This window comes from Maritimibacter sp. DP1N21-5 (assembly GCF_019218295.1).
Classification (GTDB): Bacteria; Pseudomonadota; Alphaproteobacteria; order Rhodobacterales; family Rhodobacteraceae; genus Maritimibacter.
In genome coordinates this window covers 208,183-221,358 of the sequence record NZ_JAHUZF010000004.1, presented here as the reverse complement: position 1 = coordinate 221,358, position 13,176 = coordinate 208,183, and the positions used below count along the sequence as shown (strand labels likewise).

At 66.2% G+C, this 13,176-nt stretch carries 10 protein-coding genes; 3 read left to right on the top strand and 7 right to left on the bottom strand.

The features are described 5' to 3' along the window. Positions 1-1,602 carry a GMC family oxidoreductase gene (locus KJP29_RS05495; protein WP_218462562.1) on the bottom strand — a complete coding sequence of 534 codons (1,602 nt, stop codon included), beginning with the start codon at positions 1,600-1,602 and terminating at the stop codon, positions 1-3. A 116-nt stretch (positions 1,603-1,718) separates the two neighbouring features. On the opposite strand from KJP29_RS05495, the gene KJP29_RS05490 reads away from it, so the two are divergent. Together KJP29_RS05490 and KJP29_RS05485 are read left to right on the top strand one after the other, a co-directional pair. Beyond that, positions 1,719-2,594 (top strand): LytTR family DNA-binding domain-containing protein, encoded by an 876-nt coding sequence (locus KJP29_RS05490; protein WP_218462561.1) that lies wholly within the window; start codon positions 1,719-1,721, stop codon positions 2,592-2,594. A 291-nt stretch (positions 2,595-2,885) separates the two neighbouring features. Further along, positions 2,886-3,893: an LLM class flavin-dependent oxidoreductase gene (locus tag KJP29_RS05485; RefSeq protein ID WP_218462560.1), complete on the top strand. Its 1,008-nt coding sequence runs from the start codon at positions 2,886-2,888 to the stop codon at positions 3,891-3,893. 3 nt (positions 3,894-3,896) lie between these two features. On the opposite strand, the gene cydX is transcribed toward KJP29_RS05485, so the two are convergent. The 6 genes from cydX to KJP29_RS05455 all read right to left on the bottom strand — a co-directional run bounded on the left by cydX (position 3,897) and on the right by KJP29_RS05455 (position 11,712). Then, complete coding sequence (cydX, locus tag KJP29_RS05480) at positions 3,897-4,040, bottom strand: cytochrome bd-I oxidase subunit CydX (protein WP_218462559.1); 144 nt, start codon at positions 4,038-4,040, stop codon at positions 3,897-3,899. A gap of 12 nt (positions 4,041-4,052) precedes the next feature. Then, entirely contained in the window at positions 4,053-5,213 is a 1,161-nt protein-coding gene (cydB, locus tag KJP29_RS05475) for a cytochrome d ubiquinol oxidase subunit II (protein WP_218462558.1), read from the bottom strand. A gap of 4 nt (positions 5,214-5,217) precedes the next feature. After that, complete coding sequence (locus tag KJP29_RS05470; protein ID WP_218462557.1) at positions 5,218-6,834, bottom strand: cytochrome ubiquinol oxidase subunit I; 1,617 nt, start codon at positions 6,832-6,834, stop codon at positions 5,218-5,220. A 142-nt stretch (positions 6,835-6,976) separates the two neighbouring features. Further along, entirely contained in the window at positions 6,977-8,620 is a 1,644-nt protein-coding gene (gene cydC, locus KJP29_RS05465) for a thiol reductant ABC exporter subunit CydC (RefSeq protein WP_218462556.1), read from the bottom strand. After that, positions 8,617-10,233 carry an ABC transporter ATP-binding protein/permease gene (locus KJP29_RS05460; protein ID WP_370630837.1) on the bottom strand — a complete coding sequence of 539 codons (1,617 nt, stop codon included), beginning with the start codon at positions 10,231-10,233 and terminating at the stop codon, positions 8,617-8,619. Before KJP29_RS05460 ends, cydC begins: the two co-directional genes overlap by 4 nt. 66 nt (positions 10,234-10,299) lie before the next feature. Further along, complete coding sequence (locus tag KJP29_RS05455; protein ID WP_218462555.1) at positions 10,300-11,712, bottom strand: tetratricopeptide repeat protein; 1,413 nt, start codon at positions 11,710-11,712, stop codon at positions 10,300-10,302. Positions 11,713-11,862: 150 nt separating this feature from the next. Here KJP29_RS05455 and KJP29_RS05450 point away from each other — a divergent pair, with 150 nt between their 5' ends. Continuing rightward, the gene (locus KJP29_RS05450) at positions 11,863-13,113 is read left to right on the top strand and encodes a UbiA family prenyltransferase (protein ID WP_218462554.1); all 1,251 of its coding nucleotides are present in this window, start codon (positions 11,863-11,865) and stop codon (positions 13,111-13,113) included. The last annotated feature ends 63 nt before the right edge of the window (positions 13,114-13,176 follow it).

Below are 13,176 nucleotides of genomic sequence, written 5' to 3'. Positions count from 1 at the left end.
TCAGTGTTCCCCACGGATCGCGGCGGCGGCCTTTTCCGCGATCATTACGGTCGGCGACGCGGTGTTGCCCGACACGATCGTGGGCATCACTCCGGCGTCCACCACGCGCAGGCCCCCCATGCCATGGACCCGCAGGTCGTGATCCACGACAGCCATCGGGTCCGTCCCCATCCTTGTGGTGCCGACCGGGTGGAAGATGGTCGAGGCGATGTCTCCCACGCCACGCAGGAGGTCGGCGTCGGTTTCGCAGGATGGGCCGGGCAGGAACTCGTCGGGCTCATATTGCGCCATGGCCGGCATCCGCATCAGGGCGCGCGCCTGTTGCACCGCCTTGACGGCGACCAGCCTGTCGCGCTCGGCGCTGAGATAGCCCAGCCGGATGTCGGGCTGCTCGGCCGGGTCGCGGGAGCGGATATGGCTCGTGCCCCGGCTTTCCGGACGCAGGTTGCAGACCGACACCGTGACACCCGGAAAGGGATGCAGCGGATCGCCCAGCTTGTCGGTGGTCAGGGGCTGGACGTGGTATTCGAGATCCGGCGTCGCGACGGTTTCGTCAGACCGCGTGAAGATGCCCAGCTGCGAGGGCGCCATTGAGAGCGGTCCAGAGCGCGTCAGGGCATAGCGCAGGCCCATGCCCATTCTGCCGATGAGCGAATTTGTTTTCTCGTTCAATGTCTGCGCGTTCTTCACGCGATAGGCGGTGCGGATCTGGAGATGGTCCTGAAGGTTCTTGCCGACACCCGGCAGGTCATGCGCGACGGGAATGCCGAACCGGGACAGGACTTCTGGATCGCCGATGCCGGACAGCTCGAGCAGCTTGGGTGAATTGATCGACCCGGCGGCGAGGATCACTTCGCGCGTAGCACGGGCCTTGTGCGGGGTGCCGTGGACCGACCAGCGCAGACCGACCGCGCGGCGACCCTCGATGACAAGACCCTCGGCCAGCGCATGGGTCACGACGCGCAGGTTCGGGCGCTTCATGGCGGGCCGCAGAAAGGCCTTGGCGGTGGACCAGCGCACGCCCCGGTTCTGGTTCACCTCGAAGAAGCCGACGCCCTCATTCAATCCGTCGTTGAAGTCGTCGGACAGCGGAATGCCGAACTGGACGGCCGCGTCGCGAACGCTTTCGAGGATCGGCCAGCGCAGGCGCTGCTTCTGCACTTTCCATTCACCGCCCCCGCCGTGAAGCTCGCTCGTGCCGGCGTGGTGGTCTTCGGAGGCCTTGAAGAAAGGCAGGACGTCGTCCCATCCCCAGCCGACATTGCCAAGCTGGCGCCAGTGGTCGTAATCGGCCGCCTGCCCGCGCATATAGATCATGCCGTTGATCGAGGTGCAGCCTCCCAGCACCTTGCCACGCGGATAGGCGAGCGACCGGCCATTGAGGCCCGGCTCCTCGGCCGTGCGCATCATCCAGTCGGTGCGCGGGTTGCCCATGGTATAGAGGTAGCCCACCGGCACATGGATCCAGGGATAGCTGTCGCGTCCGCCCGCTTCGATCAGGAGCACCCGAGTCGCCGGATCTTCGGACAAGCGGTTCGCCAGAACGCATCCGGCCGTGCCTGCGCCGACCACGATGTAGTCCCATTCTTCCTCAGGTTGCATCGTGACACCTCCTTGCATTGCAAAACGCAAATTCCTGTTCGCGCCATCGCATCGTGCTGTGCAAAAACCAACAAAACAAAGGGTTTATTGCTTGAGCAATTGCTCAGTCACATACCTTGCGCTATCTCGTCCACATGAAGGCGGGGATCAAGCGCAAGTTGTCGGTCGTACTGTACATGGTGGCTATCGCCGCCGTGACCGGACCCTTCGATACCTTCCAGACGCTCGGCCTGATGCACAGGATCGCATACTGGGGCGTCAGTATCGTGGCGATTTCGGCCTTTATGATCGTTGCCATCGAGTGGTTCGGTGGTTTGCCTGCGTTGCGGCGCTTCCCCGTCGTGGCCATCGTGCTTGGCGCGACGGCCGCGGGCCCATTCGGCGCGGCGACTGTTTTGGCGCTCGACGTTGCGTTTCGGGGCTCGGAGTTCACGCTTTACGGTCTGGGCTTTCGCTGGGTCTTCGTGAGCCTGGTCGGGATCGGCGTCGGGATCATGGAGCATTACGTACGCCCCAGGGCGCAGGCGCGCGAGCGCGAAATCCTGTTCAGCGCCGCGCGCGCCGAAGTCGCGAAGTCGGAAACCGCCTCCCTCTTCCCGGAGCCGGGCGGGGCGAACGGAGCGCACGACGTTCCTGTATCGAAAGCAAACGGCCACGCGGCGGCGAGGCCAAAAGAGCCGCCCCTGTTCCTGCGCAACCTGCCCGAGGAACTTGGGCGGTCGATCATTTCGATCACGACGCAGGACCACTACCTCGATGTGGTCACGGAAGGTGGAAGCGACAGGATCCTGAAGCGGATGTCGGACGCAATCGCCGAGTTGAACGGCTATCCCGGGATGCAGATCCACAGGTCACACTGGATCGCCTTCGACGCGGTGGAGTCACTCGAACGCGAGGGACGCAAGGTGCGGGTCAGGCTGAAGAATGGCGAGGTCCTGCCGGTCAGCCGCCCGAACGTCGAGCCGCTGACGAAGGCGCTCGAGGCGGGCTGACGAGCGCGTGCCATGGCGCGAGGTCGTGGCTCGGACCCAGTCCGCAAATGGCGCACAAGTCGGCAATGCATGCTTCAGGAATGCACAGATTAACACTTTCGGCCCGCACGTGGTCTGTAACACGATGATTTCTATACCTTTTCAGGCTTCCGGGATTCCGGATTTCTAGAATCCCGGAACTCCCGACCGGGGACCGCCTCTTTCACCATCCCCTCTCAACACATAGTTTCTCCCACAACGCGATGGCGACGGCCCGGCACGACCCCCCGCCACGCCCAAGAAGGAGAGACCATGACCGCCTATTCCATCCTCGATCTGGCCCCGATTCCCGAAGGTTTCACTGCGGCCGACGCGCTCGCCAATTCCGTGGACCTCGCCCAGAACGCGGAAGCGCAGGGTTACACCCGTTACTGGTTCGCCGAGCACCACAACACCACCGGGATCGCGAGCGCGGCGACCTCGATCGTGATCGGCCATGTCGCCGGGAAGACGAAAACCATCCGCGTCGGTGCCGGAGGCATCATGTTGCCCAACCACGCCCCGCTCATGGTGGCCGAGCAGTTCGGGACCCTGGCCACGCTCTACCCCGACCGGATCGACCTTGGCCTCGGGCGCGCGCCGGGGACCGACATGGCGACCGCGCGGGCGCTGCGCCGGATGATGCAGCAGGCGGACACCTTCCCCGAGGACGTGGTCGAACTGATAGGCTATCTCGCGCCGCCGCAGCCGGGCCAGCGCATCCTTGCCGTTCCGGGCGAAGGCACTGAGGTGCCGATCTACATGCTTGGCTCGTCGCTGTTCGGCGCACAATTGGCCGCGCATCTGGGCCTGCCCTATGCCTTTGCCAGCCACTTCGCGCCCGACGCGCTGGACGACGCCGCCTATATCTATCGTCGGGATTTCAAACCCGGACAGATCGAGAAGCCGCATTTCATCCTCGCCGCGAACCTCTTCGCCGCCGACACGGATGACGAGGCGGCGCGACTGCGCACCTCGATGCAGCAGAGTTTTCTCAAGATCCGGCGCGGCGAGATGCGGGGGAAATTGCCCAAACCCGTTGACGACTTCGGCCTCGTCGCGACGCCCGATGAACAGGCGATGGTGAACCAAATGCTGCGGATCACCGCCGTCGGAGGCCCCGCGCGGGTGCAATCGCAACTGGCCGCGCTGATCGAACGCTACCGTCCCGACGAGATCATCCTCACCGGCATGATCCACGACCACGCTGCACGGTGCCGGTCGTTCGAGATCGGGGCCCAGGCGATGCAGGCTCTCAATACGGAACGGATTGCGAGCTAGACCTCAGCGCACGCCACGCTTCTCCCGCTCCCGCGCGTCGCCCTCTTCGGCGAGGCGCTGGTCCTCGCGCAGTTCAAGCCACATGGCGTTGAGCACGGCGAAGAGGGCGGCGAGGGGAAGCCCCAAAAGCCAAGCGAAATACCACATGTTGCGGCCCTCCTAGTAACTATGCCCGGAACCGGTCACGTCTTCCTCCGTGACCTTGCCCCAGAGCACTTTGTAGACCCAGGCCGTATAGGCCAAGATGATCGGCAGAAAGATCGCCGTGGCGACCAGCATGATGAAAAGCGTGAGGTGACTGGATGACGCGTCCCAGACCGTGAGCGAGGAATCCGGGTCCACGGTCGAGGGCAGGATGAAGGGGAACATCACCGTGCCCACCGAAGCGATGATCCCGAAGATCCCGAGTTTGGAAGCGAGGAGCGTCGTTCCCCCCCGCCCGGCGCGCAGCCCCAGGATGGCGAGCCCGATCCCGAGGAACCCGAAGATCGGCGCGATCATCGCCCAGGGCCTTTTGGCATAGGCGTCGAACCAGGTGCCCGTGCGGATGACCTCGTTGTAGAGCGGGTTGGAAGGGCCGTCCTTTGCGACCTCGTTCACGAACTGATAGCCGTCGATCCCGAGCCAGAGCCAGACACCGGCGAGCGCATAGGCCGCAGCGGCGACAAGACCCGCGACCACGCCCACCCGGCGGGCCCGAGTTGCGATCACCCCATCGGCCTTGAGCCCGAGCCAGGCCGCGCCATGCATTGTGAGCATCGAGATCGAGACGAGGCCCGCGAGCAGCGCGAAGGGGTTGAGAAGCGCGAACAGCTTGCCGAAGGCACCGCCTTCATACATCGGGACGAGGCTGTCGGTCAGATAGAAAGGCACGCCCTGCAACACGTTGCCCACCGCGACCCCGAAGACGGTGGCGGGCACCGCCCCACCGGCGAAAAGCGCCCAGTCCCAGCGGTTGCGCCAGACGGGGTCTTCGCGTTTCGAGCGATACTTGAAGGCCACGGGTCGGACGATCAGCGCCGCCAGGATCAGGAACATCGCGAGGTAGAATCCCGAAAAGCTCACCGCATAGAGCGGCGGCCATGCGGCGAAGATCGCGCCACCGCCCAGGATGAACCAGACCTGGTTGCCCTCCCACACCGGGCCGACGGTGTTGATGATCACGCGGCGCTCCACGTCGGTCTTGCCGATGAACGGAAGGAGCGCGCCCACCCCCATGTCGAACCCGTCTGTAAGGGCGAAGCCGATGAGCAGCACGCCCAGCAGCACCCACCAGGCGACGCGGAGGAACTCGAAACTGACGAATTCATGCAGGATCATGGGCTTACTCCGCAGGTTGGTCGACGTGGGGGGCTTCGGTCAGACCCGAGGACCTGAGCCGGGCTTCGTGCTTGTAGCGCCAGTCGAGCGTTTCCTCGACGTCCTCCACCGGTCCGCGGCGAATGTATTTCAGCATGAGCTTCACCTCGATCACGAAGAGGACGGTGTAGAAAGCGATGAACCCCGCCAGCGTGAGCGCGACATCGGTGATCGACAGGCGCGACACCGACAGCGCGGTCGGCAAAACCCCGTCCACCGTCCAGGGCTGTCGCCCGTATTCGGCGACGAACCAGCCCATCTCGGCTGCGATCCATGGCGTCGGGATGATGATGACGGCAGAGCGCAGCGCCCACTTGTGGAACCGCATGTTCCCGAAGGACGACATCGCGAAGAAGTAAAGCATCACGGCGATGAACATGAAGCCGAGTCCCACCATGACGCGGAAGGCCCAGAAGAGTGGCCCGACGCCCGGGATCGTGTCTTCCGCCGCCTGCGCGATCTGCTCGTCAGTGGCGTCACGCGGGTCCTCGACATAACGGTAGAGAAGGAATGCGTATCCCAGGTTCTCGGAATTTTCCTCGAATACGAGCCGCGTGGCTTCCGGCGTCTCGTCGCGCATCTCGCGGATTTCCATGAGCGCATCATAGGCACGCAGACCGGAGCGGATGTTGTTGACGCTTTCCGCCTCGAGCTCGTTGATTCCCGGGATTTCCTGCGTCAGGGACCGCGTGCCGATAAGGCCCATGACCCACGGTATCTCGATGGCGTAATGCGTCTCGCGCGCCTCTCGGTCGGGAATGCCGAAAAGGGTGAAGGGCGCGGGGGCGTCATGGGTTTCCCACATCGCTTCGATCGAGGCGAGCTTCATCTTCTGGGTATGCGACGCCGCATAGCCGCTTTCGTCTCCAAGGACGACGACCGACAGCGCCGAGGCGAGACCGAACGCCGAGGCCACGGCAATGGAGCGGCGGGCAAGCTCGATATGGCGGTTCTTCAGAAGATACCACGCGCTCACGCCCAGAACGAAGACCGCAGCCGTGACGTAGCCGGCCGAAACGGTGTGGACGAATTTCGACTGCGCGGCCTGATTGAAGAGGACTTCGAAGAAGTTCGTCATCTCCATGCGCATCGTCTCGGGATTGAACTCGGCCCCGACCGGGTTCACCATCCAGCCGTTGGCGATCAGGATCCAGAGCGCCGAGAAGTTCGAGCCGATGGCAACGAGCCAGGCGACGACGAGGTGTCCGACCTTGGAGAGCTTGTCCCAGCCGAAGAAGAAGAGACCCACGAAGGTCGCTTCGAGAAAGAAGGCCATGAGCCCTTCGATGGCCAGCGGCGCGCCGAAGACGTCGCCGACGTAGTGGCTGTAGTAGCTCCAGTTCATCCCGAACTGGAACTCCATGGTGATGCCGGTCGCCACGCCGAGAACGAAGTTGATCCCGAAGAGCGTGCCCCAGAATTTGGTCATCTGCCGCCAGATCGGCCGGCCGGACATGACATAGACCGTCTCCATGATCGCCACGAGGATCGACAGACCCAGGGTCAGCGGGACGAAGAGGAAGTGATACATCGCCGTCAGGGCGAACTGGAGCCGTGACAGCTCCACGATTCCGAATTCCATATCGTTTCTCCTGTGCCGCGACCGGAAAACCCGTGGCCACGACCATCCTTGGGACCGAAGCCCCTTCGCGTGCAACGATAATATCGCATCTGCGCGACAGGTTTAATGCGGCGGTTTGCCCCCTGTGACGCCGTGGCGCAGTTTAGAGCGTCACGATTGCGTCAGCCTCAACGAGATCCGTGTCGCGATGGGCGGCGATGACCAGCACCGCATCGGGCAAGGCTTGGCGCAGGTTCGCAAGAACGCGCGCGGCGGTCGCGGCGTCGAGCCCTTCGGTCGGTTCGTCGAGGAGGAGAACCTCGGGGTGGACAAGGAGCGCGCGCGCGAGCGCGAGGCGACGGGCCTCGCCCCCGGAAAGCCCCGTGCCACGGGGGCCGAGTTTGAGGGACAGCCCGCCCTTGGTGCGGATAGTCTCTGCTAGAGCAGCGGTGTCGAGGGCTTGCCAGAGCCCGTCGTCGCTCGCCTCCGGCGCGGCGAGGCGCAGGTTGTCAGCCACCGTGCCTGCAATCAGGGCCGCGCGCTGTGGGAGCAGGCTCAGACGGCGACGCAGCGCATCCTCCGGCCAGTCACTGACCGGCATGCCGCCAAGGGTGACCATGCCCGAGGCCGGGTCGATCAGGCCCGCAAGTGCCGCGAGAAGAGTGGATTTGCCCTGACCCGATGGGGCGGTGAGAAGCGTGGTTGTTCCGGCGGCGAGGGTAAGCGACAGATCCGAGACGATGGGAATGGCGGTGCCGGGTCGGTATAGCGCGAGGTCTGACACCACGAGCGGCAGCAACGTCCCGGGCGGCGCGGTGGTGCTCTCGGGAGCGCTGGACTGGTCCAACAGGTCGCCCACCCGTTTGGCGGCGCTCGTCAGGCGTCCCATCTCGGCGGCGAGACGGCGCAGCGGCATCAGAGCCTCGCCCAGCGCGAGGGCGGCGAAGACGGCGATGGCGGCACGGGCAGGGTCAAGGTCCCCAGCCAGAACGAGGCTGCCGGTCTGCCAGACGACAACGGCGAGGGTCATTCCGGCAACGAGCGACAGGTTGCGACCCGTGGCGCGTTCGATGCGGTCGAGGGCAATCGAGGCGCGGTGGCGGTCATCCTCGGCCGCCTCAGTCACTGCCAGCGCCTCGGGCAGGCGACCGGTGGCGACAAGGTCATCGCGGGCGGAGAGAAGGTCGATGGTCCGGGCGCGGTGCGATTGGGTCAGGGCCTCGGTCCGGGTGGACAGGTCGCGCGCGCGACGGATGCCGGCAAGCGTGACGAAACCGCCGCCAAGGGTGAAGCCCGCCCAGAGAAGCAGTGCCGCCATGGGGTCGACAAGCCATGCGATCATGACGGCCGCGAGGGTAACGGTGACGGAAGCCGCGACCACGGGCAGAACCACGCGCAAGGGCAGCGCGTCGAGCGCGTCCACATCCGCCGTAATCCGGTTGAGCCCCTCCCCCGCCCGCAGCCGACCGAGGGTCAGGAAGGGGGCGGTGGACAGCCGGGACAGAAGGGTCGTTCGCAAGGACGCGAGGGCCGCCAGCGTGGCGTCATGGGTCAGGAGCCGCTCGCCATAGCGGGCGGCGGCGCGGCCCAGAGCGAGGAAGCGGATCATCGCGGAGGGGCGGAATACGTCGAAGGCGATGCCGATTCCTGCAAGCCCCGCCACAGCGGTGGCGGTGATGAACCATCCCGAAAGCCCCAGAAGCGCCGCACCCATGATCAGGACCAGCGTCGCAAGTGCCCCACCCCGCCAGAAGGCGGCCCGGTTGCCTTGGGTCATGATGCGCAGAATGCGGACAAGGGCGCTCATGGCGACACCTCGATCACACGGTCCAGTCGGGCGATGAGGGCGGGGTCATGGCTGGCGACGATGAGCGTTGTCCCCCGGGCGGCGAGCGTCAGAAGGGCATCCGTGATCGCCCCAGCGGTCGCGCCGTCGAGATCGGCCGTCGGCTCGTCGGCAAGGACCACGTCCGGTGCGGTGGCGAGAAGCCGGGCGACGAGGACACGGCGGGCTTCGCCCCCGGAAAGGCCCGCGCCGGTTTCGCCAAGGGTCGTGGCGAGGCCGTCGGTCAGGCGGGCGACCACCTCGGTCAATTGCGCGGCGGCGAGGATGCCGGCGTCCGCCGTGCCGATCACCTCGGACAGGGGCGCGTCGGGAAAGCGGGGCGACTGGGGCATCCAGCCGACCCGACCGCGCCAGCCATCGGCCGTGCCATGGTCGAGCGGCAGCCCGGCGACAGTGATGGTCCCGGTATCGGGGGCCATGAGACCTGCGAGAAGCGCAAGGAGCGTGGATTTCCCCGCGCCGGAGGGGCCGGTGAGCGCCACGGTTTCACCCGGGGCGATGCGGGCGTCCGGATAGCGGATGCCCCGCGCGGAAAGCCCGGCCCAAGCGAGCGTCGCCGGTCCGGGAAGCGGATCCGACGAGGTAAGGCCGCCGAGGATCGCAGGTCGGGGGGTCGCCTCCCAATCCGCGAACTCCTTGGCCACTGCGCGGGCGGCGGCGCGGTCGTGCCAAGCTGCGGCGAGATCGCGCAAGGGTTGGAAATAGTCCGGTGTGAGCAACAGGAGGAAAATGCCCGCGAATGGGCTGAGGCCCCCGGTCCATGTGCCCCAGCCGATCACGCCCAGGAGCGAGAATCCCACCCAGACAGCGGTCATGGCCGTGCCGAGGGCGGCAAAAAGCTCCAGCACCGTGGACGACAGGAAGGCCAGCCGCAGGACCGACATGGCGCGATCGGCGAGGTCGCGGGCTTCACTGGCGAAGCGCTCGGTCACCCGGGACCCCGCGCCGAGAATGCGGATGTCAGGCAGCGCTGCGAGACGATCGACGAGAAGGTCGGAAAGCGTCGCGATACCTGCGAGGTGTCGGGCCGAAGCCCCTTCGGCGGCGCGTCCGATAAGCGCCATGAACACAGGGATCACCGGGCCCGCGACCAGAAGAACCAGCGCCACGGCCCAGCTTTGCGAAAGCGCGACGGCAAGGATCACCGGCGGCAACACCATGGTGCGGGCATGGGCGGGCGCGTAGCGGGTCAGGTAGGGGATGAGGCTGTCGAGTTTTTCCCGCGCAAGCGTCGCGGTCGTGCCTGGACCGGAGGGGAGCGCGGCGGTGGCCTCGCGCATGAGGATGCGCCGGCGCTGGCGGCGGATGACATCTTCGGCCAGCGCGAAGGCAAGCGCCTCGGCCCGGGACGAAAGCAATAAACGGATCAGCGCGATCGCGGAAAGCATCAACGCAGCGGTAAGCGGGGAGACGACCGGGGTCTGCGTGACGAAGCCCGCGAGAAGCGTCGCGAGAACTGCGGCCTGAGGCAGCCAGAGAAGCGAGGCGATGACGGCCAGCACCGAAGGGGCGCGCAGGCTGCGGGCCTTGTCGCCGATGAGGGTGGCAAGTGGATTGTCTGGTCGCGCGGTCACGAGAGGGAGATAGGCGGCAGGCGCAGGAATGCCCAGAGGCTGGACTGCGGCCTTTGGCCTCGGGCGCTAGGGCGTTGCGAGTTGCGCGGCGGCGGCGGCGGTCCCTGCCCCCACGATCCCGTCGAGCGCACCGTTGTAGAGCCCTCGCTCTTGCAGAACCAACTGGAAGGCGATCGCTGTATCGCGGTCCCAGGGTCCGGGCGCCCCACGGCGCAAGTCCGCGAAGGCGAGTTCGCCGCTCTCGAGCGCCTTGACATACAGCCCTGCGGCCACGGCCGGATCATAGGCGACACCGCGCCCGGTCTCATAAAACACGCCCATCTGCGCGACGGCGGGCGCATGTCCCGTATTAGCGACCATGCGGGTCAGCCGGATCTGTTCAGCGGGGTTGTCGGGCAGGCCCGAGGCCGGATCGGCATAGAGCGTGGACAGCTCCAGCGCGGCGGCAAGATTGCCCTGATCGGCCGCGCGGGTGAAATAGTCGACGGCCTTGGCGGTATCGGGAATGCCTAGTGCGGCATCGGCACGACCGGGGAAGCCTTCGCCGGTGAGATAGGTCTGGGCGAGGCGATACTGCGCGAAATGATATCCCTGATCGGCAGCGCCGGTCATGAGCTCGACCATGCGGGCGGGATCGCGCGGCACGCCGGTCGCCACCTGATGAAGAAGCGCGAGCGTGGTCATCCCGGCGGCATCACCAAGCGCGGCGGCGCGCTGGAAATGCTCCACGGCCTTCTGGATGTTCTGGCCCTGCGGTCCCACACCGAAGAGGAAGTAATCCCCCAGACGCGCCTCGGCCGGACCGAACCCGGCTACAGACGCCCGTGTGAGGAGCGCGAAGGTCGTTCGGGCATCACCCTTGGCCTGCGCGATGGAGGCGGCGTGGAACAGGACCGCGGGATCGGCGGGATCGGCGGTTGCGGCCTCGCTGCAGGCCGCGGCGGCGCGGGCGAGCCGGGCCTTCTGCCCGTCGGCATCTGCGGCGCCTGTCGGGACCCCGGCAGAAGCCGGGCCGGCGATGTCGAGGCATTCGGCGGCGGCAATCGCGAGCGGGTCCGGCTCGGGTTCCGGCGGGGTGGGCTCTGGAACGGCGACGTCGGTCGGGGGCTCTTCGGCGACGGGTGCCGGTGCGGCTTCCGGCGCGTCTGAGGCGGGCACGGATGGCGCGGGATCGACATGTGGCTCTCTCGCGTCGCTCGCCGGCCTTTCGGGCGCTGCGTCTGCCTCCGAGGCGATCGCGTTCTGCGACCGGTCGACGTCGTCGGGCACGGGCTTGGCGCTCTCGCTGCCGAGCGGCTCTTCAACTTCGGGCGTCATATCGGCCTTGAGGGGGAGCTTCTCCCCATCCGCGCCGACTTCAGGCTGGATGACAGCGGTCGGGGCCTTGTCGGACGCCATGTCCGCAGGCTCGTCGCCTTGTGCAATCGCCGTCATCGGCAAGAAGACGAGCGTAGCGGCCAAGGCACGAAATTGCGTCACGACAAATCCCTCTTTGCGAAAATACCCACCCCCAAAGTGCTAGCCCGAGCGTGGCCCTGTGTCCACAGCGCGGCATTGTTGCGGGCGCGTGGCTTGCTGCCATTGCCTTGTGCCCGCCGGGCGGTAACGTGGAGGAAAAGGGATGGGGCCGTGAACAGGGACGCCGCACGGGAAATCGAGAAGGATCAGCCGCAAGCGGTGCAAGAGCCGCTGGTGGTGGACCTCGACCGCGATCTGATGCGCGGCAATCTTGGCGCGGAGGTCTTTTGGTCGACGCTCGGCAAGGATTATCGCCGCTGTCTTTCGCTCCGCCATCGCATTCCGCCCGCCGCAGAGAACGTGCCGCTGGACAACCACGTGATCGGCGCGATGGGAGCGGCGGAGGCCAGCGGTCGGGCGGTGATCCTGACCGACAGCGGACAACCCGGTCTCGCCGCCGGGGTCGCGACGCGGATCGGCTGCGTCAGCGCGGTCGAACCCGGGACCGCGCCCGCCTCCGACCTGCCCCATGCGCCGCGCGCCTTGGGGCGTGCCATGATCAAGCAGATGCGGCCCCACCAATGGGTCAAGAACCTCTTGATCCTCCTGCCGCTGATCGCGGATCACGCCTTTCAGCCGGGACCGATCCTTCAGGCGCTGCTCGCCTTCGTCGCGATGAGCCTCATTGCCTCCTCGGTCTATGTGCTGAACGATCTGGCCGACCTCGACAACGACCGGGTGCACCGGACCAAGCGGGAACGGCCCTTCGCCTCGGGTCGTTTGCCGGTGAGATACGGCGGGCCGATGCTGGCCCTGCTTCTGGTCACGGGCTTCGGCGTCGCGGCATTCGTGAACCCGGCGCTGGTCGCCGTGCTCGCGGTCTATTTCGTGATGACGACGGCCTATTCGATGAAGCTGAAGGGGATGCTCGCGATCGACATCGTCGTGCTGGCGATGCTCTACACCGTGCGCATTGTCGCCGGAGCGGCCGCGACCCAGATCGACCCCTCGGTGTGGCTCCTCACCTTCTCGATCTTCCTGTTCTTGTCACTGGCGGCGGTCAAGCGGCTCGCCGAACTGGTCGATCTCGAAGCGCGCGACGGGCCGAAGGCAGCGGCGGGACGGGCCTATTCGGTCGCCGACCAGCCGATCATCGCGAACATCGCGACCGCTGCGGGGTTCATCGCGGTGCTGGTGCTCGCGCTCTACATGGACAGCCCCGAGGTGCGGGCGATGTATTCCGAGCCTTGGGCGCTCTGGGGCGTGTGCATCGTGATCCTGTTCTGGGTGAGCCGAATCGTTTTGCTGGCCCACCGGGGTGGTGTGCACGAAGATCCCGTGGTTTTCGCACTCAAGGACCCGATGAGCCGCGTCGTGGTGGGGATCGTCATCGCGCTATTTGCGACTGCGGTTCTCGCCTGACGGGGGGTTGCGGCGGCTCTTGGGCGGATTCGCGCGCAAAACCGCCCAAAACCGTGCTGCAGC

Coding starts and splice junctions, on each gene's coding strand:
- KJP29_RS05470 (WP_218462557.1), bottom strand. CDS start 6,834: ATGGAATTCGGAATCGTGGAGCTGTCACGGCTCCAGTTCGCCCTGACG.
- cydB (WP_218462558.1), bottom strand. CDS start 5,213: ATGATCCTGCATGAATTCGTCAGTTTCGAGTTCCTCCGCGTCGCCTGG.
- cydC (WP_218462556.1), bottom strand. CDS start 8,620: ATGAGCGCCCTTGTCCGCATTCTGCGCATCATGACCCAAGGCAACCGG.
- cydX (WP_218462559.1), bottom strand. CDS start 4,040: ATGTGGTATTTCGCTTGGCTTTTGGGGCTTCCCCTCGCCGCCCTCTTC.
- KJP29_RS05495 (WP_218462562.1), bottom strand. CDS start 1,602: ATGCAACCTGAGGAAGAATGGGACTACATCGTGGTCGGCGCAGGCACG.
- KJP29_RS05485 (WP_218462560.1), top strand. CDS start 2,886: ATGACCGCCTATTCCATCCTCGATCTGGCCCCGATTCCCGAAGGTTTC.